Origin of the sequence: Roseivivax sp. GX 12232 (assembly GCF_021272185.1) — a bacterium.
Taxonomy (GTDB): domain Bacteria; phylum Pseudomonadota; class Alphaproteobacteria; order Rhodobacterales; family Rhodobacteraceae; genus Roseivivax.
On sequence record NZ_JAJSEC010000002.1, the window covers coordinates 1 to 22872 of the forward strand.

Genomic DNA, 22872 nt, shown 5'->3' on the forward strand with positions numbered 1-22872 from the left:
GGGCGCAAGAGGGCGTGGGTGCCAGCCGAAGGCCCAGGCACCGGCGGTCTATTCAGAGAAAACGGGGTTGAGATCGCGGCTCCCCAACCCATCAGCAAGCCTCGACAGAGGGCGCGCACCGGACCGGGGGTCGGCGCCGCTGAGTTCTGAGCGAGGCGCTTTATGGCAGAAAGGTCAGGACTAGGGGTGAGCTAAGCGCGCCATCCCAAGGAGCGCCGGCCCAAGGGGCCGGTCCGGCGCGCGCCCGGCACCTTCGGTGCTATTCGGGCGCAAGTAGGCGCGGGGTGTTGCCGAACACCCAGGCACCGGCGGTCTGTTCGGCGGAAATCGGGGTGAGGTCGCGGCTCCCCAACTCATCAGCAAGCCTCAACAGAGGGCGCGCACCGGACCGGGGGCCGGCGCTGCTGACCTTTGAGCGAGGTGCTTTATCCCAGCAAGGTCAGGACCAGGGGTGAGCTAAGCACGCCATCCCAAGGAGCGCCGGCCCAAGGGGCCGGTCCGGCGCGCGCCCGGCATCTTCGATGCAATTCGGGCGCAAGAAGGCGCGGGGCTATAGGGCGTTCCTCTAAAGGGGATCCGATCACTTTCGCGCCCTCAGCCCCAGCCGCCCCTCTCACCCCACCGTATCCGGCAGCGAGATATTCGCCACCTGCTCGGCGATCGGGTCGGTATGCCCGGGGTCCATGTCGCGCGAGAAATCCTCGCTGCCGTCCAGCGCCACCCAGCCGCCGTCGCGGAAGACCTCGAGGCCCTTGAAGTTGCGCTTGTAGCCCATCTTCGGGCTGCCCGGCACCCAGTAGCCCAGGTAGACGTAAGGCAGCTTCGCCTCCCGCGCGATCTCGATGTGATCGAGGATCATGTAGCCGCCGAGCGACTGCCGGGGCGTGTCGGGCTCGTAGAAGGAATAGACCATCGACAGCCCGTCATCGAGCACATCGGTCAGGCAGACCGCGGTCAGATGGTCGTCGGCGCCGTCGACATATTCGATCACCCGGCTGCGGATCGGGGTCTCTTCGATCATCGCGGCGAACTCGAAGATGTCCATGTCGGCCATGCCGCCATCGGCGTGGCGGGTGTCGAGGTAGCGGCGGAAGAGGCCGTATTGCTCCTCGGTGGCCCAGGGGCTGGTGGCGCGGCGCAGCAGGTGGGCGTTGCGCTTCAGCGTGCGGCGCTGGCTTTTCGACGGGGCGAATTTCGACACGTCGATCCGCGCCGAAAGGCAGGCCGTGCATTCCGAGCACGACGGCCGGTAGAGCACGTTCTGCGAGCGCCGGAAGCCCTGTTTCGACAGCGAGTCGTTCAGCCGCTCGGCCTGCGGCCCCTGCAGGGCGGTGAACAGCTTCCGTTCCATCCGCCCCTCGAGATAGGGGCAGGGCTGCGGCGCCGTCACGTAGAATTGCGGGGCAAGGGGCAGCGTGTGGCGCATGTCGTGAAAGGTTCCGTCCTGCTCAGCCTGTAATCCGGGAAGGTAGCAACGAAACCGGCGCGCGCCAAGGTCTGACGCGCGCCTGCAGGGGACCCTTCAACCCGGGCCCGAAGCTCAGGCCCGGCGGTTGATCATCACCGTGCCCAGGACCAGGTCGGTCAGGCCCTGGCGGCGCTCGCTGGTGAGCATCAGGACGATCGAGCCGACCTGCACGATCGCGGTCGAGACCGAGAGCGCGTAGCCCAGCGTGTGGAAGAAGGCGAGCCCGGCGTCGAGCCGCTGGCCGTAGGCGTCGCGCAGCTCGATCGCCATGGCGCGCATGCCCCAGGTGGCCGAGCCGTGGGCGATGGTGATCCAGCGGTAGAGGAAGCTGACCATCAGCCAGACGAGCGGCAGGAAGAACAGCGCGATGCCCAGGGTGAAGACCACCGCCGGGATCACCAGGATCGCCACCAGGATCATGTCGATCACCCAGGCCAGGAGGCGCTTGGTGGTCACGCTGTCATAGAACTCCGGCTGCGTCACCGGGTCGGGAAGATGGGAGGTTGCGGCGTGCATGGGTCTGTCTCTCGGTCGGTCACTGTCCGGGCGGGCGGGGTCACGGGGCCCATATGGGCCCCGCGGGCGGCATTGTCAGGAGGCGGTCTCGCCCTCGTCGTCGCGGGCGCGGGTGTCGCGCTCCTTCATGAACTCGTCGAACTCGGCCTTGTCGCGGGCCTCGCGCAGGCGGCGCAGGAAGCTCTCGAACTCGGCCTGTTCATGCTCGAGCCGGCGGAGGGTCTCCTCCTTGTAGGCGTCGAAGGCGCTGTTGCCCGAGGGCTTCATGGCCGAGAAGGCGCGGCGCGAGGCCGAGGAACGGCGGGACGAACAGGAAAACATGCGTTTGCTCCAGATCATATAGGCGAGAAGCGCGAGCCCGAGGGGCCAGAAAAGGACGAAACCTGCGATCATGGCGACGATCCAGGCGCCTTTGCCCCTGGCGTCGAGCCAGGCTTCCGCGCGGCTCAGCCAGCCTGCGGTGGCGGGCAGGGTGCTTGATTGGGCGACGGTGCTCATTTGGGTCTCCTTGGGTTGCGGCGGTATCGCGGGGACGTGATGTGAATGTCTTTCACATTACTTCAGATCGGAACGCGAACCCGCGCTTTCAAGGGGCGATGTGAATGAGCTTTACATTTTTTCGGTGCAGGTCGCGCCCGGGGCCGGAAAACCCCGGAAAATAAACCCCGGAAAACCGCGCCCCGGGCCGCTCAGAGGGTGAAATCCGCCTCCTCGGCGCCTGTCAGTTCGGGCAGGCGGGCGCTTTCGATGCGCACCACGTGGCGCGGGGTGCCGGCGGCGGCCCAGGCGGCCTCGAACTCCAGGAGCCGCGGGTCGATCCAGGCCCGGATCGGGTTCAGATGCCCCACCGGGGCGACGCCGCCGATGGCAAAGCCGGTCTGCGCCCGGATCAGCGCCGCATCGGCCTTGCCCAGGGGCTCGCCCGCCAGGCCTGAGGCCTTCTCGGCGTCGACCCGGTTGCCGCCCGCGGTCAGGAACAGCACCGCCGCGCCGCTTTCCTCGGCGCGGAAGATGATCGACTTGGCGATCTGGTCGATCTCGCAGCCCACCGAAGAGGCCGCCTCGGCCGCCGTTCGGGCCTGGCCGACCTCGCGAATCTCGGGCTCCAGTCCCGCCGCTTCCAAGGCCGCGCGCACGCGCTTGAGGCTCTTGCTCATCTGCCGATGCCCTCCCGTCCTGTCCGTTCCGATGGCTGGCGCGGACGAGACAGGATCGCCGCGGGATGTGCAAGCCGGGGGCGCTTCGGGCCATTGCGCTCGGGCCGGTCTCGTGACCAGATCGGCCCATGTCCTTCGATGCCCGCATGACCCGCTGTCCCCGACCCTATGACCCCGAACAGGGCGCCGAGGCGCGCGCCGCCGCGCCCTGGGCCGCGGGCGGCATGGGTGAGCTGATCGCCGGGGCGGGCGGCACCGCGCCTTACCTCGGCACGCTGATCCAGCGCGAGGGCGCCTGGCTCGAAGGCGCGGCCGAAAACCCCGAGGCGGCGATCGAGACGCTCTTCGAGGCGCTGCGCGCCGGGCCCGTCGAGAGCCGCCCGAGCGATTTGCGCGAGGCCAAGCGGCGGGTGGCGCTCTTGACCGCGCTGGCCGACCTCGGCGGGGTCTGGCCGCTCGAGACGGTGACCGCGACGCTGACGCGCTTTGCCGATCTCTCGGTGCAGCTCGCGCTCGAGGCCACGGTCGGCGCCGAGATCCGGCGGGGCAAGCTGCCCGGCGCGACCGAGGAGGACATCCCCGAGGCCGGCGGCATGGTGGCGCTGGCCATGGGCAAGATGGGCGCGCATGAGCTGAACTATTCCTCGGACATCGACCTGATCTGCCTTTTCGACGAGACCCGCTTTGCGCCCGAGGATTTCCACGAGGCGCGGGCCAGCCTGGTGCGGGCGACGCGCAAGATGTGCCAGATGCTCTCGGATCTGACTGGCGAGGGCTATGTCTTCCGCACCGACCTGCGGCTTCGTCCCGACCCGGCGGTGACGCCGGTCTGCATGGCCATGGAGGCGGCGGAACATTACTACGAGAGCCTCGGCCGCACCTGGGAACGCGCGGCCTATATCAAGGCCCGGCCCGCGGCGGGCGACCTCAAGGCGGGCGCGACATTCCTCGAGACGCTGCGCCCCTTCGTCTGGCGGCGGCACCTCGATTTCGCGGCGATCCAGGACGCCCACGACATGCGGCTCAGGATCCGCAAGCACAAGGGGCAGGGCAAGCGCATCGCGCTCGAGGGCCACGACATGAAGCTGGGCCGCGGCGGCATCCGCGAGATCGAGTTCTTCACCCAGACCCAGCAGATCATCGCCGGGGGCCGCGACCCGGACCTGCGCGTGCAGGGCACCGTCGCGGGCATGGCACGGCTCGCCGAAAAGGGCTGGATTCCCGAGGCCAGCGCCGAGACGCTCACCGGCCATTACCGCGCCCATCGCGAGATCGAGCACCGGGTGCAGATGATGAACGACGCGCAGACGCATCTCCTGCCGACGAACGACGAGGGATTCGGGCGGCTTGCGGCGCTTTGTGACAAGGATGTCAGTGAGTTGCGGAGTGATATTCGTGCGAGACTCGAAGAGACCCACGCCACGACCGAGGGCTTCTTCGCCCCCGATGCGCCCAGCGAAGGCGTGGTGGAGCCGGACTTCGGCGCGGGCATCACGGAGCGCTGGCCCAGCTATCCGGCGCTGCGCTCCTCGCGCGCGGTGGCGATCTTCAACCGGCTGAAGCCGGACATCCTCGCCCGGCTGCAATGCGCCGCGCGCCCCGAAGAGGCGCTGGCGGCTTTCGACGGCTTCCTCGAGGGGCTTCCGGCGGGCGTGCAGCTTTTCTCGCTGTTTGAGGCCAACCCCCAGCTCATCGACCTTCTGGTCGATATTGTCGCGACTTCCCCGGACCTTGCGCGGTATCTTTCACGTAACGCTGGAGTTTTCGACGCGGTGATCGGCGGGGATTTCTTTGCAGATTGGCCGGGGCTCGAGGCGCTGAAAGCCTCGCTGCAGGAGACGCTGGAGCGCGAGGGCGACTACGAGCGGCGGCTCGACGCGGCGCGGCGCTGGGGCAAGGAATGGCACTTCCGCACCGGCGTGCATCTGCTGCGGGGCCTCGCCACCGCCGAGGAGGCCGCCGCGCAATATGCCGAGATCGCCGAGGCCTCGCTCTCGGGGCTCATGCCCTATGTGGTCGAGGATTTCGCCCGCCGCTACGGCCAGCCGCCGGGCAAGGGCGCGGTGGTCCTGGGCATGGGCTCGCTCGGTGCCGGGCGGCTGCATGCGCGGTCGGACCTCGATGTGATCGTCATCTACGACCCCGACGGCATCGAGGCCTCGGACGGCAAAAAGTCCCTGTCCTCAAGGGCCTATTACGCGCGGCTCACCCAGGCGCTGGTGGCCGCCGTGACCGCGCCCATGGCCGAGGGGCGGCTCTACGAGATGGACATGCGGCTGCGCCCCTCGGGCAACCAGGGGCCGGTCGCGACCTCGCTGGCCTCCTTCCGCAGCTACCAGACCGAGGAGGCCTGGACCTGGGAACACCTGGCGCTGACCCGCGCCCGCCCGGTTGCGGGCGAGCCGGCGCTGGCCCAAGAGGTCTCGGAGTTCCGCCAGGCGCTCCTGGCCGAGCCGCGCGACCGCGCCAAGGTGCTGGGCGAGCTGGCCGAGATGCGCAGCCGCATCGCCGCGGCCAAGGGCACCGGCGCCACCTGGGACGTGAAGATCGGCCGTGGCCGGATGCAGGAGATCGAGCTTCTGGCCCAGGCCGCGGCGCTTCTGTCGGAACACACGCCCGAGCGCATCGACGCGGCCCTCTCGGAGGCCGAGCGCATCGGCATGATCGCCCCGGGTGAGGGCGACACGCTTTGCGCGGCCTATGACCTGTTCTGGGCGCTCCAGATCGGCGGGCGGCTGGTCTCGGACGGGGCCTTCGACCCCGAGGAGGCCGGCGGCGGCGCGCGGGCCTTGCTGTCGCGGCTGACCGGGGCCGAGGACATGGCCGCGCTCGGCGCGCTTCTGGAAGAGAAAGGCGCCGAGGCCGGAGCGATCATCGACCGGGCACTCGGACAGGAGGAGGGCGCATGAGCCAGGAGATGGACCCCAAGGGCCTCATCCGCGAGGCCTATCGCATCGAGGGCATCACGCTCGAGGATTGCCGGACGATCTTCCTCGACTGGGCGCTCGGCCTGCCGCTCGAGGCCGACAACGGCGCCGCCATCAGGGCCATGCTGGAGCGCTACGGCGACCCGGAACACCCGATGACGCAGGTCTTGCGGGAAGGGCTCAGCGGGCTGCAGAGCCCCCGTCGCCGGGGCGGCTGGCGGGGCCGCAGCCGCTCACGGCACTAGCGCGCCAGCGCCGCCGCTTCGCGGGCCAGTTCGGTGATCCCGGCCCAGTCGCCGGCCTCCATCTTGTCCTTCGGCGCCACCCAGGAGCCGCCGACGCAGAGCGTGTTCGACAGGCCCAGGTAGTCCGGCGCATTGGCCAGCGAGACGCCGCCCGTGGGGCAGAACCGCACCTGCGGCAGGGGCGCGCCGATGGCCTTCAGCGCCTTGGCGCCGCCGTTGGCCTCGGCGGGGAAGAACTTCTGCACGGTGTAGCCGCGTTCGAGAAGCCGCATGACCTCGGTCGAGGTGGCCGCGCCGGGCAGGAGCGGCAGGTCGCGCGCCTCGCAGGCGTCGAGGATCGCCTCGGTCGCGCCGGGCGAGACGCCGAAGCGCGCCCCGGCGGTCACCGCGGCCTCCACGTCGGTCGGCGACAGGAGCGTGCCCGCGCCCACGACGCCGCCTTCGACCTGGGCCATCTCGGTGATCGCCTCGAGCGCCACGGGCGTGCGCAGCGTCACCTCGAGGACCGGCAGGCCGCCGGCGACCAGCGCCTCGGCCAGGGGCTTGGCATGGGCCAGGTCGTCGATCACCAGGACCGGGATGACGGGGGCCAGGCGGCAGAGGTCTTCGGAGGCGGCGCTGGCATCGGCGGGTGTGATCATGGGTCAGTCGCTTTTCTGGGTGTCGTCAGGATAGAGGGCGGAGGGCGGCGTGGGTCAGACCACTACGGCCGCGCCGTTCGAGGAAAGCCCGCAGTTCTCGCGGAAGGCGGCGAAGAGCTCGCGCCCGACGCCATGGCCGTTGTCGGAGAGGTCCGGCGTCGCGGCCTCGCGGCTGTCGAAATCGGGCGCCAGGCAGGTGATCTCGCCATTGGTGGCATCGACGCGGATCATGTCGCCGTCGCGCACCCGCGCCAGGGGGCCGCCCTTGGCCGCCTCGGGGGCGATATGGATGCAGGAGGGCACCTTGCCCGAGGCGCCGGACATGCGCCCGTCGGTGACCAGCGCCACCTTGAGCCCGCGGTCCTGCAGGACCGCCAGCGTCGGCGTCAGCGAATGCAGCTCGGGCATGCCGTTGGCCGAGGGGCCCTGGAAGCGCACCACGACGATCGTGTCCTCGGTGAACTCGCCGGCCTTGAAGGCGTCCTTGACCTGCTGCTGGTCCTGGAAGACCCGGGCCTTGGCCTCGATCACGTGGCGCGAGGGGTCGACCGCCGAGGTCTTCATCATTCCGTGGCCGAGATTGCCGCGGAGCTGCTGCAGCCCGCCGGTCTTCTGGAAGGGATCGGTGGCGGGGCGCAGGATCTTGTCGTTCTGCGTCGTCCCGGCGCCGGGGGCATAGACCACGCGGCCTTCCTCGAGCTTCGGCTCCTGGGTGTAGAGCGACAGCCCGTCGCCCGCGACGGTCTTGACCTCGTCGTGCAGGAGCCCCGCCGAGAGCAGCTCTCCGATCATGTAGGACAGCCCGCCCGCGGCGTGGAAATGGTTCACGTCCGCCAGGCCGTTCGGATAGACCTTCGCCATGAGCGGCACGACGTTGGAAATCTCGTCGAAGTCGTCGAGCTCGAGCTCGATCCCCGCCGCGCGGGCCATGGCGGGCAGGTGCAGCACCAGGTTGGTCGAGCCGCCGGTGGCCATCAGCCCGACGATGCCGTTCACGAAGGCCTTGGCGTCCAGCACGTCGCAGACCGGGCGGTAGTCGTTGCCAAGCGCGGTGATCTCGGCGGCGCGTTCGGTGCCCGCCACGGTCAGCGCCTCGCGGAGCGGCGTGCCCGGGTTCACGAAGGAGGCGCCGGGCAGGTGCAGGCCCATGAACTCCATTAGCATCTGGTTGGAGTTCGCGGTGCCGTAGAAGGTGCAGGTCCCGGGCCCATGATAAGAGGCCATCTCGGCCTCCATCAGCTTGTCGCGGCCGACTTCGCCCGCGGCGAACTGCTGGCGCACCTTGGCTTTCTCGTCGTTGGGCAGGCCCGAGGTCATCGGCCCGGCGGGCAGGAAGATGCCCGGGATGTAGCCGAAGGTGGCCGCGGCCATGACGAGGCCCGGCACGATCTTGTCGCAGACCCCGAGGTAAAGCGCGCTGTCGAAGGTGTTGTGCGAGAGCGCCACGCCCGCGGCCAGCGCGATCACGTCGCGGGAGAAGAGCGACAGCTCCATGCCGACCTGGCCCTGGGTGACGCCGTCGCACATCGCGGGCACGCCGCCGGCGACCTGGGCGGTGGCACCGGCCTCGCGGGCGGCGGCGCGGATCACGTCGGGGAAGCGCTCGAAGGGCTGATGCGCCGAGAGCATGTCGTTGTAGGCGGTCACGATGCCGATGTTGGGGCTGCGGCCGCTCGCCAGCGCGTCCTTGTCGCCGGCCATGGCGGCATAGGCATGGGCCTGGTTGCCGCAAGACAGATGCGCCCGGCGCGGGCCTTCCTCGGCGGCGCGGCGCATGCGGTCGAGATAGGTGGCGCGGCGCGTCTCGGAGCGTTCCTCGATGCGGTCGGTGACCTTGGCGATGGTGGCGTTGAGAGCCATGGCGCGTCCTTTCCCGTCGTCTCTGGGAGCTGTGGTCCTTGCCGGTGACATAGCGCGGTTAGCGCTAACGGTAAAGCCCTGTTCGGTGGTCTCATCGGGGCGCGCGCGCCCTCTGTGGCGGGCGTGTCGGCGGCAGGGCGCGCGGGGCCGGGCAGGGCGGTCGGAGAGGCCCGCGCGGGGGCCGCCGCGCACCCCACTTCCCGGGCTTTCCGCGGCGCGCGGAAGCCAGTATGAGGGCGCCATGACATCGCCTTCCTCCGACATGCCGACCCTGCGCATGAAGCCCAAATCCAACGCCCGCGCGATCCGCCGGGGGTTCCCTTGGGTGTTTTCCAACGAGCTTGTCCTCGACCGCCGCGCCAAGGCGCTGGCCCCGGGCACCATCGCCCGGCTCGAGGATGCCGACCGCAAGCCCATGGGCCTCGTCGGCTTCACGCCCGCCTCGAAGATCGCCGCGCGGATGCTCGACCGCGACGCCGAGGCCGAGATCGGCCCCGACTGGCTGCGCGCGCGGCTGGCGCGGGCGCTGGCGCATCGCGAGACACTTTATGACGCGCCTTATTACCGGCTGGTCCATGCCGAGGCCGACGGGCTGCCGGGCGTGATCATCGACCGTTTCGGCGACCTCGCGGTCATGCAGCCCAACGCCGCCTGGGCCGACCGGCTCTGCGACGAGATCGCTGCGGCGCTGCGCGAGGTGGCGGGCGTCACCACGGTCCTGAAGAACGCCGGCGGGCGCGGACGGCAACTCGAGGGGCTGGACGACGAGGACCGCGTGCTCTCTGGCACGGCGCCCGAGGCGCCGCTCACGGTCGAGATGAACGGCGCCAGCTACCTCGCCGATGTGACCGGCGGGCAGAAGACCGGGCTGTTCTTCGACCAGCGCCCGAACCACGCCTTTGCCCAACGGCTCGCCAAGGGCGCGCGGGTGCTCGACGTCTTCAGCCATGTCGGCGGCTTCGGGCTGGCGGCGCTGGCGGGCGGGGCGCAGTCGGCGCTGGCGGTCGACGGCTCGGCCCCGGCGCTGGAGCTCGCGACACGCGGGGCCGAGGCCATGGGTGCCGAGGCGCGCTTTGCCACCCGCACGGGCGATGCCTTCGAGGTGCTGACCGCGCTTGGAGAGGAACAGGCGCGCTTCGAGCTGGTGATCTGCGATCCCCCGGCCTTCGCGCCTGCAAAACCCGCGCTCGAGGCGGGGCTGCGGGCCTATGAGCGCGTCGCGCGGCTCTCCGCACCCCTGGTGGCCGAGGGCGGCTACCTGGTTCTCTGCTCCTGCTCCCATGCGGCGGATCTGAGCGCCTTCCAAGGCGCCTGCCTGCGCGGCATCGGGCGCGCGGGGCGGCGGGCGCAGCTGATCCATACCGGCGGCGCCGGGCCGGACCATCCGCTCTTGCCGCAACTGGCCGAGAGCGGCTACCTCAAGGCGCTGTTCTTCCGGCTGTGAAGGTCCTGATCGACACCAACGTCCTGTACCCCACGGTGCTGCGCGAGGTGGTGCTGGGGGTGGCGGGGACCGGCGCCTTCCGGCCGCTCTGGTCGGCGCGCATCCTCGAGGAATGGGCCCGGGCGGCGCGCAAGATCGGCCCCGACGGCGAGGCCCAGGCCCGGGCCGAGATCGCCGCGCTTTCCGCCGATTGGCCGGGCCGCGAGGTCGCCGTGCCCGAGGCGCTGGCCGCGCGGCTCTGGCTGCCGGACCCGGCGGATGTGCATGTGCTGGCGGCCGCAATCGCGGGTTCGGCGGATGTCATCCTGACCCTCAACGCCAAGGATTTCCCGCGCGGCACCCTGGCCGAGGAGGGCCTGTCGCGCGCCGATCCCGACAGCTTCCTGCTGGGGCATTTCAAGGCCGACCCCGAGGCCGTCGCCCGCGCCGCGGAGGCGGTCCTGGCCGAGGCCCGGCGGCTCTCGGATTCCGGCTGGCGGATGCGCCCGCTTCTGAAGAAGGCCGGGCTGCCGCGGCTCGGCAAGGCGCTTGCCGCGCATCTCGGCGACGGCTGAGCCTTGAACCCCGGGGGGCACGCTGCTAGCTGCCTGCGGGTCCGAGGCTTTTCATCGGTCTTTCAGGAGGCTCCGGCGGTGAGCGACGCGCCCAGGCTCGAGATCCGCAATCTGACCCGCCGCTTCGAGGGGAAGACGGTGGTCGACGACGTCTCGCTGCGCATCGCGCCGGGCGAGGTGACCTGCCTGCTCGGCCCCTCGGGCTGCGGCAAGTCGACGACGCTGCGGATCATCGCCGGCGTCGACATGCAGGATTCGGGCGAGATTTACGTCGACGGGCAGCTCATCTGCGATACGATCTACCGGCTGCCGCCCGAGCGGCGCTCGATCGGGCTGATGTTCCAGGACTTCGCGCTGTTCCCGCATCTCTCGGTGGCGCAGAACGTGGCCTTCGGGCTCAGCGGCTCGCGCGAGGCCAACCGCGCCCGCGTCGAGCAACTGCTCGACCGGGTGGGGCTGCTGCATTACCTCGAGGCCTTCCCGCACGAGCTTTCGGGCGGCGAACAGCAGCGCGTGGCGCTGGCCCGGGCGCTGGCGCCGCGGCCGCGGGTGATGCTCATGGACGAGCCTTTCTCGGGGCTCGACAACCGCCTGCGCGACGGCATCCGCGACGAGACCCTGGCGCTTCTGAAGGAAGAGGGCACCAGCGTCCTCCTGGTCACCCATGAGCCCGAAGAGGCCATGCGCATGGCCGACGAGATTGCGCTGATGCGCGCGGGCCGGATCGTGCAGCAGGGCGCGCCCTACAACATCTACAACGCCCCCGCCGACAAGGCCGCCGTGGCCTTCTTCTCGGACATCAACGTGCTCTCCGGCACGGTGCAGGGGGCGCTGACCGACACGCCCTTCGGGCAGTTCCTGGCCCCCGGCGTGCCCGACGGCGGCCGGGTGGAGATCGTCTTCCGCCCGCAGCATGTCGCCATCGACTTCGACCGCCAGGGCCGGGGCCCGAACCCGACCTCGATGCAGGGCACGCCCGCGCGCGGGCTGGTCGAACGGGCGCGCTTCATGGGCTCGGAGAGCCTCGTGGAGTTCCGCATGGACCACGACAAGGAGGTGCTGCGCGCCACGGTGCCCAATGTCTTCCTGCCGAAACCCGGCACGCCGATGTGGCTTTCGGTGCGGCGCGACCGCTGCTTCGTCTTTCCCGCCCAGGACGGATGAACCGGGCAGTCGAGAAATGCGCTTGACGCCAAGTCAGCATATTTTTCTCATCTTTTTTAGAAACTTGGCGGCCAGGTCGTCCGTGACTACGCGCGGGACGTCCGGTGGGCCCCTATGGGGATGGTTATCTGTGCTTCGTTTGGCGAGTGCTCCGCCGGACGTTCCACGGTCTTGGCCCGGCGCCGCACGGGGCCGGTCAGCCTGTGTCGAGGGCGTGGAAATCCTCGAGCCGCTTGCCCGGCTCGTCGACGAAAAGCCCCGCGATCGGGGTCAGCGTCGCCACCCGGTCGATGCGGAAGGTGTCGAAGGCCTCGGCGCCCTCGTCCCAGACCACCGCCGTCCAGATCCGCCCCCAGTAGTCCAAGTGCAGCGGCCGCACGTCGCGCCGCCGGGGATCGTCGCTCAGGGTGATGCGCAGCTTCTGCCGCGCGCGGATCGCCTTGCGGAAAGCCGGCATGTGCCGGAAGCCTGCGGCGGCCTCGGCAAAAGGGTAGGTGGCGAAGCCGAAGCGTTGCGCGGCCATGCCGGTGTCCTCGGGCAGCACCGCCTCGATCTTGCGCGAGAGCCCCTGCGCGGCCTCGGAGATCTCGTCCATCTCGGCAGCCCCCACGGCGGCGAGCCCGAGGTGCAGCGCCTCCATCTCGGCATCGGTGAGGTTCAGGGGCGGCAGGGTGGTCATCGCCCGGGCGGCATAGCCGCGCCCGCGCTCGCCCTCGACGGGCACGCCCGAGGCGGCGAGCGTCTCCATGTCGCGATAGACCGTGCGCAGCGACACGCCCAGCTCGCGGGCGAGGTCCTCGGCGCGGTGCAGCCGCCCGTCCTTCAGGCGGGTCATCAGGGCATAGAGTCGGTCGGCGCGGGGCATGGTGATTCCGGGGCTTTGACGGCAGGTTTTGCCAAAAAACTGACAACTGACAGATTAATGACAAAGAAAGCGACAAATCCACCCCCTCGGGCGGGTGATTTCCCCGCATTGGCGCTTTCGTGAGGGCCCGCGAGACGTTATTCCGGGGGCCGGTATTCTGACCGGGGACGGGCTGCGACGGAGCCCGCGCCGGACCTTTGGGAGACGTGAACCATGCTCAACAACATCGGCCTGCCGGGCCTCCTGCTGATCGCCGTCGTCGTGCTCGTCCTGTTCGGGCGCGGCAAGATCTCGAGCCTGATGGGCGAGGTCGGCAAGGGCATCACCGCCTTCAAGAAAGGCGTGAAGGACGGCTCTGAAGAGCTCGAGAAGGACGACGAGGCCGAGGGCGCGCGCGACGTGACGCCCGAGGAAGAGAAAGACAAAGCCTGAGGCGCCCCTGAATGTTCGACCTCGGCTGGACCGAGCTACTGGTCATCGGGATCGTCGCGCTTATCGTCGTCGGCCCGAAGGACCTGCCGGTGCTCTTTCGCAACGTCGGCCGCTTCGTCGGCAAGGCCAAGGGCATGGCCCGCGAGTTCTCGCGCGCCATGAACGACGCCGCCGACGAGTCGGGCATGCGCGACGTGCAGAAAACATTCAAATCCGCGACCAACCCGATGTCCTCGGCGATGGACGGGGTCAAGGACGCCGCCAAGGACCTGACCTCCTTCAAGGAGGGCGGCACCTCCAAGACCGCCAAGACCTCGGAGGCGCAGAAGCCCGAGAAGGACGCCGCGCGCCGCAAGATCGAGGCCGCCTCGGCCCGCAAGGCCGCCGAGCGCAAGGCCCGCGAGGCCGACGAAGCCCGCAGCCGCGCCGACGAGCTGGAACGTGACCTCGCCTCGGACGAAGGAGACAAGGCGTGAGCGTCGAGGACGAGATCGAGGACAGCTCCGCCCCGCTGATCGAGCATCTGGCGGAGCTGCGGAACCGGCTGATCCACTCGGTGGTGGCCTTCATCATCGGCATGGTGATCTGCTTCACCGTGGCGACGCCGATCTTCAACTTCCTGACCGCGCCGCTCTGCCAGGTGCTCTCGGAGCGCGGGCAGAACTGCGACCTAATCTTCATCAGCCCGCAGGAAGGCTTCTTCGTGGCGATCAAGGTGTCGCTGCTGGGCGGCTTCATCCTGGCCTTTCCCTATATCGCCAACCAGATGTGGCGCTTCGTGGCGCCGGGGCTCTACAAGTCCGAAAAGGGCGCCTTCCTGCCCTTCCTCGTGGCCTCGCCCTTCATGTTCTTCCTGGGCGCCTCCTTCGCCTTCTACGTGGTCACGCCGCTGGCCTATGACTTCTTCCTGGGCTTCCAGCAGTTCGGCAACGACGGCGAGGCGGTGGTCGGCGAAGAGGTGAACCAGGGCCTCTCGGTGGTCTTCCAGGGCTCGGCGCAGGAATATCTGAACCTGACCATCAAGTTCATCGTGGCCTTCGGCCTCTGCTTCCAGCTGCCGGTGCTGCTGACGCTCATGGGCAAGGCCGGGCTGGTCTCGGCCAAGGGGCTCGGCAACGTCCGCAAATACGCGGTGGTGGCAATCCTGGTGCTGGCCGCGCTGGTGACGCCGCCGGACGTGATTACCCAGGTGATCCTCTTCGTGGTGGTCTACGGCCTCTACGAGATCTCGATCTTCCTGGTGGCCCGGGTGGAGCGCAAGCGCATCGCCGAGCTGAAGGCCCAGGGTCTCTGGTTCGAGGACGACGAGGAAGAGGAAGACTTCGACGCCGCGGATGACGACGGGGATGCGCGGAAGTGACCGATGAGGCCGTGACGCGCATCGCCGCCGCGCTCGAGCGGATGGCCCCGGCGCCGCTCGAGACGCCGGATTTCGACGGCGCCGAGGCTTTCGTCTGGCATGTCTCGCCGGACCGGCTCGACCCGGTGGCCCAGGTGAACCGGGTCGAGATCGACCTGCTCCTGGGCCTCGACCGGACCCGCGACACGCTTCTGCGCAACACCCGGCAGTTCGCCCAGGGGCTCTCGGCCAACAACGCGCTCCTCTGGGGCGCGCGGGGTATGGGCAAGAGCTCCATCGTGAAGGCCGTGCATGCGGCGATCCGGGCCGAGGGGCACGATCTGAAGATCGTCGAGCTGCACCGCGAGGACCTGCCCAGCGTGGCGCGGCTCCTGGGGCACCTGCGCGGCGCGCCCTACCGCTTCCTGCTGTTCTGCGACGACCTGTCGTTCAGCCATGACGACGAGCATTACAAATCGCTGAAGGCGGTGCTCGACGGCGGCATCGAGGGCCGGCCCGAAAACGTGCTGTTCTACGCCACCTCGAACCGCCGCCACCTGATGCCGCGCGACATGATCGAGAACGAGCGTTCGAGCGCCATCAACCCCTCCGAGGCGGTGGAGGAGAAGGTCTCGCTCTCCGACCGTTTCGGGCTCTGGCTGGGCTTCCACCCCTGCAGCCAGGACGAATACCTCGAGATGATCCGCGGCTACTGCCGGGCCTATCGCGTGCCTTTCGAGGAAGAGGCGCTGCGCGCCGAGGCGATCGAATGGCAGGCCACGCGCGGCGCGCGCTCCGGCCGGGTTGCCTGGCAGTTCTTCACCGACCTCGCCGGCCGCGCCGGGATCTCCGTCGGCTGAGGCGCGGCCCTTCGCGGAGGTGCTGGCGTCGCGGGGCTCTCGCGCTTTGCGGTCAATATCGGGAACCGGGGCCCGCACCAGAGCGCCTCGCTCGCGCTCGACAGAGCACGTGGTGGATGTCTTCCAGCAGCCGCAGAGGCGGCCTGACGCCCGGCAGGCGACCCCCATGGCCCAGCCAACTGACCGCTCCACCAGAGCGCCCAGCCCCCACCTTCAGCTTGGCAAAAATACCTCGGGGGGTCCGGGGGGCTGGCCCCCCGGCCTCACCTCACATCCCCGCGCGACGGCCCGAAACAAAGCCCCCGCGCGAAAGGCCCAACAACTCAGTTCAGATAAAGCCCCGGATCGACGGAATCGAACCCGTCGCGCACCTCGAAGTGCATCCGCGCCGGGTCGCCCGCGCGGACCTGGGCGATGGCCTGGCCGCGGCTGACCGCATCGCCCTTGGCGACCGAGACGCCGTCGATATGGGTGTAGACGGTCAGGATGTTGTCGGGATGCTTGATCACCAGGATCGGGATCCCGTCGGTGTTGGTGGTGATCGCCGCGACGGTGCCGCTGGCGGCGGCGCGGACCGGCGTGCCGGCGGGGGCGGCGATGTCGATGCCGTCATTGGTGCCGGGCGCGTATTCGCGGATGATCGTGCCGTCGACGGGCATCCGGAAGGCGGCGTCGGAGCTTTGCGACGCGCTGACCTCGCCCACGTCCGGCGCGGGCGTGGCGGCGGCCTCTTCCTCGGCCGCGGCGGTCTCGGTCGGCGCGTCGGGCAGGGGCTGCGAGGCCGAGGGCGGCGTCGGCGTGGGCGAGCCCTGGCCCGGCTCGGTCACATCCGAGGCCGACGCCGAGGCGCTGGCCTCGGCCTTGCCCGAAGCGGCGGCATTGGCGCCCACGGGGATCAGCAGGTACTGGCCTTCGCGCACGGCGTAATTCTCGTCCAGCCCGTTCCATTCCGCCAGCGCGCGGGGGGTGACGTTGTAGAGCCGCGCGATGGTATAGGCGGTCTCCCCGCGCGAGACCTGGTGGCGCACCGGCTCGATCCCGCCCGGGGCGGGGGCCAGGGTGCCGCTGGTGATCGGCGTGGGCGAGGCGGAATCGATGGCGTTGGAGGCCAGGACCGCGATGTCATTGGCCTCGCCCGCAGCGGGGCCTTCGGAGACCCGGCTCGGCAGGGCCACGACCTCGCCGCCGCGCAGCGGGTCGTTCGCGCCGATGCCGTTGTAGCGGGCCAGCGCACCGGCATCGACGCCGATGCGCTGCGCGAGGGTCGCCAGCGTGTCGCCCTGGCGGGCCACGGCGACCTGGTAGGTCGGATAGGAGATCACCCCGCGCGCATCGGGCTGCGGGCGGTCGGCGGTGGCATTGACCGCGGCCTCTGCGGTGCTCGAGGGCCCGGGGCGCAGGTCGAGGTCGATCGGCCCCTCCCCGCAGGCAGTCAGGGCCAGGAGGCTCCCGGTCATCAGCATGGTAAAACCTGCGCGTGCGCGGAGCGGGCGGGTCGCTTCGACCATCTCGACTTCCCTCAACTTTCGCCGCCCCTTGTCTCCGGGGCGTGTGGTTCCTGTCCCGGCGTGCCCGTGTCGGCGCGCCCTAGCTGTCCTTTCCGAGCCCTTCGACCAGCGGCACGAAGCGCACGGGACGAAGCTCGTCGTATTCGAAGCCGGTCTCCGTGCGCGTCACACGGATCAGGCTCTGCACCGCGTCCGACTGCCCGACCGGCAGCACCATGATACCGCCGATCTTCAGCTGGGCCAAGAGCGGCCCCGGCGGGTCCTCGGCCGCGGCGGTCACGATTATGCGGTCGAAGGGCGCCTGGTCGGGCAGCCCGTGGCTGCCGTCGGCGGTGAAGGCGGTGATATTGGCGAGCCCCAGCGCCTCGAAGACCTCGCGGGCCTCGCGCACCAGCCGCATGTGGCGGTCGACGGTGTAGATCCGCCGGGCGAGCTGACTGAGGATCGCCGCCTGGTAGCCCGAGCCGGTGCCCACCTCGAGCACCTTGTCGCGCTGGCTGACCTGCAGCGCCTGGGTCATCAGCCCGACCACCGAGGGCTGCGAGATCGTCTGCCCGCAGGCGATCGGCAGGGGCATGTCCTCATAGGCGCGGTCGGGAAAGTAGTGGCGGATGAAGCGGCCCCGGTCGATGGTCTCCATCGCCTGCAGGACGCGCGCGTTGGTCACCCCGCGCGAGCGGAGCGCGAAGAGGAACTGCATCTTGCGTTCCGCCTCGTCGGTCATCCGAACAGCTCTTCGGTGGCGCTCAGCTCGGCGTGGTCGGTGAGGTCCGCGCGCATCGGCGTGACCGAGATATAGCCGTCGAGGTTGGTCTCGGCGTCCGAGCCGGGCGCCGTGCGCACCCGCTGGTCGCCGCCCTTGATCCAGAGGTAGCGCCGCCCGGCGGGCGAAAGCTGCGGGGCGACCGAGAAGCCGGTGCCCTCGCGGCGGCCCTGCACGGCGGCGCGGGTGCCCTTGACCGCTGCGGCGGGGACGGGCGGGAAATTCACGTTGTAGAACAGCCGGTAATTGGCCGCACCTCGGGTCTCGAGCCGGGGCAGGAGGCGGCGGACGACCGCGGCGCCATGCACGCGGGCGGCCTCGAACATGTCCGGCGCGTCCCAGATCTCGGGGCCGAGGAACTGCGAGAGCGCGATTGCCGGCAGCTCCTGCAGGGCGGCCTCCATGGCCGCGCCGAGGGTGCCGGAATAGAGCGTGTTCTCGGCCGAGTTGTTGCCCCGGTTCACGCCCGAGAGCACGAGGTCCGGCGGGGCGGATTTCATCACGTCGTGCACGGCGGCCAGCACGCAGTCGGCGGGGCTGCCCTCGGCGGCGAAGGTACGCGGGCCAAGCTCGGAGACCATGAAGGGGCTCGAATAGGAGATCGTGTGACCGACGCCCGATTGCTCGAAGGCCGGCGCGACGGTCCAGACCTCGCCGGCCTCGCCTGCGATCTCGGTCGCGATGTCGCGCAGGACCGCGAGCCCCGGCGCGTTGATACCGTCGTCATTGGTGATGAGGATGCGCATGAAACCGCCTGTTTGCCTTGCCATGTTCTCTAGGCAATGGGGCGATGCGGGGCAAGGTCCGCGGGTGTTTTCGCCCGGGCTGGCCCGGGGTGCGGCCCGGGAAGCACGGGTTTGCGGCAGGGGGCGGAGGTGTGTGGGACGGGCTGGGCCAGACGGGCGTGTGTCAGGGAGCGGTGGGCGTTCCGCGTCGCGGCCTACTGGGAGCCGAAGCCGCTCTCGCGCAAGGCTTTCGGGATGCTGACGGCCCGCCGCCGTTCCAGAGGTCGGACCCGCCAAACCTCGCGCTCGCGCCCAACGAAAAAGGGGCCCGCCCGGGCCCCCTCACGTCACTCCGTGGCGCGCGGCCCGGTGATCTGCGGCAGGAGCCGCTCCGCGGCCTCCTGCGGCGAAAGCAGCGCCTCGCGGTCCTCGCCGGGATAGAACCGCGCGCGGGTCGCGCCGCTGAAGGCCTCGGGCGTCAGGATGCGCACATCCGGCCCGGTCTTGTCGCTCTCGGCCGCCCAGGAGCGGGCCAGCGCGATCTGCGCCGCCTTGGTCGAGCCGTAGAGGCCGAAGAACTTCTGGCCGCCTTGGGCATCGTCGAAGAAGACCGCGCGGCCTTCGCGCCCGATCAGCGCCGAGACATAGGGCACGAGGTGCCCCATGGCGGTGACATTGGTCTCGACCGACTTGGCCCAGTCCTTCTCGGTGATGTGGTCGGCGGGGGTCAGCGGGCCAGTATGCACCGCCGTATGCACCCAGAGCGCCGCGCCGCCCCAGCGGTCGTGCACCGAGCGGCAGAGATGCGCCATGGCATCGCGGTTGGTGACATCCATGGGCGCCAGGGTGGCCTCGCCGCCCCTGGCCTGGATGCGGTCGTCGAGATCCTCGAGCCCGCCCACGGTGCGGGCGACGGCGACGATGTGATACTGGTCTGAAAGCGCTTCGGCGAGGGCAAAGCCCAGGCCTCGGGATGCACCGGTGATGAGGGCGGCGGGTTTGGTCATGGCCCGGGCATGTCACCCGTCAGCGCGGCGGTGTCAACTCCCGCGCGCGACGGATGGGCTTGGGCGTGGGGGGCTGGACGAGCGGGGCCGCATCGGGCCCGAGGGTGGCGCACGCCACGACCCCAATTATCACGCCTGCTGTTCACTTGGGCGGACCGTGCCGCCCCGCCGCCTTCAACCGCCGTTCGTGCCGGGGATGCGGATCCAGGTCGTGCGGCCGTCGCCCTCGACCAGCGCCAGCCGGTCGGCGTCGATCGCCGCCACCACGCGCCGTCCGACCCGGGTGCCCGGCGCGACCTTGGCGACCGTGCCCGAGGGCAGGCGCAGAAGCGCGGTGGGCTGGGCCTCGGTGCCCATGACCCCCAGGAGGGAGATCCCGTTCATGTCGATATTGGCGTGTGTCGTCGCCTGGTCCGCGACGTTGCGGGGCGTTGCTGCGTTGGCCATTCCTTGCCTCGAATTTCCGAAGAGAGGCCGCAGATATGGTCTCTGCCGCAGCGCAGCAAGGGGGTGTGGAGGGATCGGCGGGCGCCCGCCAGCGCGCCCCGGACGATCGGCGGATCAGCGCCCGGTCAGATGCGGCCTGATGTCCTCTCCGAGCCCGGCGTAAAGATCGAGGAGCGCGTCGAAGGAAAGCCCCTCGCGCAGTGCCTCGGCCAGCGGCCCGGCCTCGGGGAAAAAGCCCGGCCGCGCCTCGGGGGCGCCGAGGACCAGGGTGCCCGGCTGCGGCCCGTCGAATGGCGCGGGCAGGGCATTGGCGAGGGTTGTGGGCACCTCGACCGTCTCGGTCGCGCCGCTCTCGATGCGGTCGAGCGCGGCGTAGAAGTGCTCGGGCGCGACCTCGACCCAGGGGGCCAGATGCGCGGCGTCTTCAGCACCGCGCACCGCGAGCGGCAGATGCGCCCGCAGGAAGCGCCGGTCGCCGAGCCGGCAGAGCTCCTCGGAGAGCTTGTCCTCCCCCTCGGCCACCACGCCGCCCTCCTCGGGCAGGGCGAAAGGCCAGTCGTCCGGCGCGCCGAAGCCGAAGTCGATCAGCCCGCCGAAGCTGCGTCCGCAGCAGGGGCAGGCATATTCGGGGTCGTTCAGCCGCCGCCAGCGGTCGTCGAGTGCCAGAAGGTTCACTCGGCCGCCTTGAGCTGGAAGCCCTTTTCGATCTGGTCCGAGGGCGCCACCGGGTATTCGCCCGAGAAGCAGGCGTCGCAATACTGCGGGCTGGCGTTGTCGCGGCCCTTCGATTCCCCGACCGCGCGATAGAGCCCGTTCAGCGAGATGAAGCGCAGCGAATCCACCGAGAGGTGGTCGCGCATCTCGTCCTCGCTCATCGAGGCGGCCAGGAGCTTCTCGCGCTGGGGCGTGTCGACACCGTAGAAACAGGGCCAGGCGGTCGGCGGCGAGGCGATGCGGAAGTGCACCTCCTTGGCGCCGGCATCGAGGACCATCTCCTTGATCTTGCGGCTGGTGGTGCCGCGCACCACCGAGTCGTCGACCAGGATGACCCGCTTGCCCTTGATCAGCGCGCGGTTGACGTTGAGCTTCAGCCGCACGCCCATGTTGCGGATCTGCTCGGTCGGCTCGATGAAGGTGCGCCCCATGTACTGGTTGCGGGTGATCCCCATGGAGAAGGGGATGCCGCTTTCATGCGCGAAGCCGATGGCCGCGGGCGTGCCGCTGTCGGGCACCGGGCAGACGAGATCCGCATCGACCGGCGCCTCGCGGGCCAGTTCCACGCCGATCTGGCGGCGCGTCTCGTAGACCGAGCGCCCGCCGATCAGGCTGTCGGGGCGCGAGAAATAGACGTGTTCGAAAATGCAGAAGCGCGGGCGCTGCGGGCGGAAGGGGCGGTGGCTCTCGACGCCCTTGGCCTCGGTGATGACGACCATCTCGCCCGGCTCGATCTCGCGGATGAACTCCGCCCCGATGATGTCGAGCGCGCAGGTCTCGGAGGCCAGGCACCAGGCGCCGCCGACGCGGCCGAGGACCAGCGGGCGCACGCCCAGGGGGTCGCGCACGCCGATCAGCTTGGTGCGGGTCATGGCGATGACCGAGAAGGCGCCCTCGACCCGGCGCAGCGCATCCTCCATCCGGGCCGGGATGTCGCGCTGCAGCGAGCGCGCCATGAGGTGGATGATGCATTCGCTGTCCGAGGAGGACTGGAAGATCGAGCCGCGCTCGATCAGCTCGCGGCGGAGCGCATCGGCATTGGTGATATTGCCGTTATGCGCGATGGCGACGCCGCCGACCGAGAACTCCCCGAAGAAGGGCTGCACGTCGCGGATCTGCGTCGGGCCTTTCGAGCCCGAGGTCGAATAGCGCACATGCCCGATGGCGAGGCTGCCGGGCAGGGTCTGCATCAACGACTGCGAGGTGAAGTTGTCGCGCACGTAGCCGAAGCGCCGCGCGGAGTTGAAGCCCTGCTCGGGCTCGTAGGAGACGATGCCGCCCGCCTCCTGTCCCCGGTGCTGAAGGGCGTGCAGCCCGAGGGCCACGAAATTCGCCGCATCCGAGGCGCCGACGAGGCCGAAGATGCCGCATTCCTCGCGCAGCTTGTCGTCGTCGAAAGGATGGGCGGGGGGCATTTGGGCGTCGGACAAGGAGTGTCGCTCCGATTCCAGCTTCGCTTACGGGGGTGTCTTAGTGGCTCCGCGCGGCGCTGTCACGGAACTATCACAGAAGATTTCCACATGGAGAGCAGAAGGCTGGTGCAGAGGACACGCAGGGCGCGAAATCCGGGCGGGCAGGGTGCCTTATTAGGCGCCTCGGGAGGTGCCGGGGCAGGGCGCGGCGCATGTGCGTGCGCGCCCCACGTCCACTTGGCTTAGGCGTCGTTGCCCGCGGGCAGTTCGCAGATGCCGACCAGCTCTTCGTACTGGCGGGTGACCCAGCCGAGCGCCTGGTCGGGGTTGCGGCTCGCGATCTCGTCGGTGAAGCGCGAGAAGACCGCCGCGGCGCGGCTGTCGTTGACCATGGCGATGTCCTGCGAGGTGATCACCGTGTCGTAGACGAAGAAGGCAATCGCCACGAGCAGGATGCCGCGCGCCACCCCGAAGAGGAAGCCGAGCCCCTGGTCGAGCCCGCCCAATGCCGAGCGCTGCACGATCGAGGAGAAGAGCGGCGTGAAGAAGGAGACCACGATCAACGCCACCGCGAAGACCGCCGCGAAGGCCGCGATGATCGACAATTCGCAGCTGTCGGCCAGAAACTCGCCGATCACCGGCAGTTCCTTGACCAGGGGCTGCGCCTGCGGGGCGAAGATGAAGGCCAGGAAGGCCGCCGCGACCCAGCCCGCGATGGCCATGACCTCGCGCACGAGACCGCGCGAATAGGCCAGGAGCGCCGAGAGCACGATGACGATCGCCACGACGCCGTCGATGATGGTGAACCCTTCCATAGGCCTGCT

24 protein-coding genes are annotated in these 22872 nt (G+C 69.8%); 9 read left to right on the top strand and 15 right to left on the bottom strand.

The genetic code is table 11. The features are described from left to right. Positions 1 to 613 precede the first annotated feature (613 nt). The 4 genes from LR948_RS03950 to LR948_RS03965 all read right to left on the bottom strand — a co-directional run bounded on the left by LR948_RS03950 (position 614) and on the right by LR948_RS03965 (position 3141). Entirely contained in the window at positions 614 to 1426 is an 813-nt protein-coding gene (locus LR948_RS03950) for an arginyltransferase (protein WP_232752641.1), read from the bottom strand. 114 nt (positions 1427 to 1540) lie between these two features. Further along, complete coding sequence (locus tag LR948_RS03955; RefSeq protein WP_232752642.1) at positions 1541 to 1984, bottom strand: RDD family protein; 444 nt, start codon at positions 1982 to 1984, stop codon at positions 1541 to 1543. A 75-nt stretch (positions 1985 to 2059) separates the two neighbouring features. Next, positions 2060 to 2482, bottom strand: a complete 423-nt coding sequence (locus tag LR948_RS03960) for a DUF2852 domain-containing protein (protein WP_232752643.1) — start codon at positions 2480 to 2482, stop codon at positions 2060 to 2062. A gap of 191 nt (positions 2483 to 2673) precedes the next feature. Next, positions 2674 to 3141, bottom strand: a complete 468-nt coding sequence (locus LR948_RS03965; RefSeq protein ID WP_232752644.1) for a YbaK/EbsC family protein — start codon at positions 3139 to 3141, stop codon at positions 2674 to 2676. Positions 3142 to 3269: 128 nt separating this feature from the next. On the opposite strand from LR948_RS03965, the gene LR948_RS03970 reads away from it, so the two are divergent. Together LR948_RS03970 and LR948_RS03975 are read left to right on the top strand one after the other, a co-directional pair. Beyond that, complete coding sequence (locus LR948_RS03970; RefSeq protein WP_232752645.1) at positions 3270 to 6050, top strand: glutamine-synthetase adenylyltransferase; 2781 nt, start codon at positions 3270 to 3272, stop codon at positions 6048 to 6050. Beyond that, complete coding sequence (locus LR948_RS03975) at positions 6047 to 6313, top strand: hypothetical protein (RefSeq protein WP_232752646.1); 267 nt, start codon at positions 6047 to 6049, stop codon at positions 6311 to 6313. The genes LR948_RS03970 and LR948_RS03975 overlap by 4 nt, the downstream gene beginning before the upstream one ends. Here LR948_RS03975 and eda read toward each other — a convergent pair. Further along, positions 6310 to 6951, bottom strand: coding sequence for a bifunctional 4-hydroxy-2-oxoglutarate aldolase/2-dehydro-3-deoxy-phosphogluconate aldolase (eda, locus tag LR948_RS03980; protein WP_370634883.1), 642 nt, complete (start codon positions 6949 to 6951; stop codon positions 6310 to 6312). The two genes, LR948_RS03975 and eda, sit on opposite strands and share 4 nt — an antisense overlap. Before the next feature lie 57 nt (positions 6952 to 7008). Continuing rightward, complete coding sequence (gene edd, locus LR948_RS03985; protein ID WP_232752648.1) at positions 7009 to 8814, bottom strand: phosphogluconate dehydratase; 1806 nt, start codon at positions 8812 to 8814, stop codon at positions 7009 to 7011. A gap of 241 nt (positions 8815 to 9055) precedes the next feature. Here edd and LR948_RS03990 point away from each other — a divergent pair, with 241 nt between their 5' ends. The 3 genes from LR948_RS03990 to LR948_RS04000 all read left to right on the top strand — a co-directional run bounded on the left by LR948_RS03990 (position 9056) and on the right by LR948_RS04000 (position 11976). Beyond that, the gene (locus LR948_RS03990) at positions 9056 to 10258 is read left to right on the top strand and encodes an RSP_2647 family RNA methyltransferase (RefSeq protein ID WP_232752649.1); all 1203 of its coding nucleotides are present in this window, start codon (positions 9056 to 9058) and stop codon (positions 10256 to 10258) included. After that, positions 10255 to 10812, top strand: coding sequence for an RSP_2648 family PIN domain-containing protein (locus LR948_RS03995; RefSeq protein WP_232752650.1), 558 nt, complete (start codon positions 10255 to 10257; stop codon positions 10810 to 10812). The genes LR948_RS03990 and LR948_RS03995 overlap by 4 nt, the downstream gene beginning before the upstream one ends. Before the next feature lie 78 nt (positions 10813 to 10890). After that, positions 10891 to 11976, top strand: a complete 1086-nt coding sequence (locus LR948_RS04000; RefSeq protein WP_232752651.1) for an ABC transporter ATP-binding protein — start codon at positions 10891 to 10893, stop codon at positions 11974 to 11976. A gap of 196 nt (positions 11977 to 12172) precedes the next feature. Here LR948_RS04000 and LR948_RS04005 read toward each other — a convergent pair whose 3' ends face one another. Continuing rightward, positions 12173 to 12841: a YafY family protein gene (locus LR948_RS04005; RefSeq protein ID WP_232752652.1), complete on the bottom strand. Its 669-nt coding sequence runs from the start codon at positions 12839 to 12841 to the stop codon at positions 12173 to 12175. Between the two features lie 213 nt (positions 12842 to 13054). Between LR948_RS04005 and LR948_RS04010 the strand changes: the two genes are divergently transcribed. The 4 genes from LR948_RS04010 to LR948_RS04025 are packed head-to-tail and all read left to right on the top strand — an operon-like array spanning position 13055 to position 15472. After that, a complete protein-coding gene (locus LR948_RS04010) occupies positions 13055 to 13273 on the top strand; it encodes a twin-arginine translocase TatA/TatE family subunit (RefSeq protein ID WP_232752653.1) in 219 nt (72 codons plus the stop codon). A gap of 11 nt (positions 13274 to 13284) precedes the next feature. After that, positions 13285 to 13749, top strand: a complete 465-nt coding sequence (gene tatB, locus LR948_RS04015; protein WP_232752654.1) for a Sec-independent protein translocase protein TatB — start codon at positions 13285 to 13287, stop codon at positions 13747 to 13749. Beyond that, on the top strand, positions 13746 to 14633 hold the full coding sequence (gene tatC, locus LR948_RS04020; protein WP_232752655.1) for a twin-arginine translocase subunit TatC: 888 nt from the start codon (positions 13746 to 13748) through the stop codon (positions 14631 to 14633). The genes tatB and tatC overlap by 4 nt, the downstream gene beginning before the upstream one ends. 41 nt (positions 14634 to 14674) lie before the next feature. Continuing rightward, positions 14675 to 15472: an ATP-binding protein gene (locus LR948_RS04025; RefSeq protein ID WP_255702819.1), complete on the top strand. Its 798-nt coding sequence runs from the start codon at positions 14675 to 14677 to the stop codon at positions 15470 to 15472. A 323-nt stretch (positions 15473 to 15795) separates the two neighbouring features. Here the strand turns inward: LR948_RS04025 and LR948_RS04030 are convergent, their stop codons facing one another. The 8 genes from LR948_RS04030 to LR948_RS04065 all read right to left on the bottom strand — a co-directional run bounded on the left by LR948_RS04030 (position 15796) and on the right by LR948_RS04065 (position 22863). After that, complete coding sequence (locus LR948_RS04030; RefSeq protein ID WP_232752657.1) at positions 15796 to 16935, bottom strand: peptidoglycan DD-metalloendopeptidase family protein; 1140 nt, start codon at positions 16933 to 16935, stop codon at positions 15796 to 15798. A 124-nt stretch (positions 16936 to 17059) separates the two neighbouring features. Further along, a complete protein-coding gene (locus LR948_RS04035; RefSeq protein WP_232752658.1) occupies positions 17060 to 17704 on the bottom strand; it encodes a protein-L-isoaspartate(D-aspartate) O-methyltransferase in 645 nt (214 codons plus the stop codon). Further along, positions 17701 to 18489, bottom strand: a complete 789-nt coding sequence (gene surE / locus LR948_RS04040; RefSeq protein ID WP_232752659.1) for a 5'/3'-nucleotidase SurE — start codon at positions 18487 to 18489, stop codon at positions 17701 to 17703. Before surE ends, LR948_RS04035 begins: the two co-directional genes overlap by 4 nt. A gap of 326 nt (positions 18490 to 18815) precedes the next feature. Next, positions 18816 to 19475, bottom strand: a complete 660-nt coding sequence (locus LR948_RS04045) for an SDR family oxidoreductase (protein WP_232752660.1) — start codon at positions 19473 to 19475, stop codon at positions 18816 to 18818. A gap of 174 nt (positions 19476 to 19649) precedes the next feature. After that, positions 19650 to 19922 (bottom strand): pilus assembly protein PilP, encoded by a 273-nt coding sequence (locus tag LR948_RS04050; protein ID WP_232752661.1) that lies wholly within the window; start codon positions 19920 to 19922, stop codon positions 19650 to 19652. Between the two features lie 114 nt (positions 19923 to 20036). Beyond that, entirely contained in the window at positions 20037 to 20597 is a 561-nt protein-coding gene (locus LR948_RS04055) for a DUF2199 domain-containing protein (protein ID WP_232752662.1), read from the bottom strand. Further along, the gene (gene purF, locus LR948_RS04060) at positions 20594 to 22051 is read right to left on the bottom strand and encodes an amidophosphoribosyltransferase (protein WP_232753168.1); all 1458 of its coding nucleotides are present in this window, start codon (positions 22049 to 22051) and stop codon (positions 20594 to 20596) included. Before purF ends, LR948_RS04055 begins: the two co-directional genes overlap by 4 nt. A 239-nt stretch (positions 22052 to 22290) precedes the next feature. Next, positions 22291 to 22863 (bottom strand): CvpA family protein, encoded by a 573-nt coding sequence (locus LR948_RS04065; RefSeq protein ID WP_232752663.1) that lies wholly within the window; start codon positions 22861 to 22863, stop codon positions 22291 to 22293. Positions 22864 to 22872 lie beyond the last annotated feature (9 nt).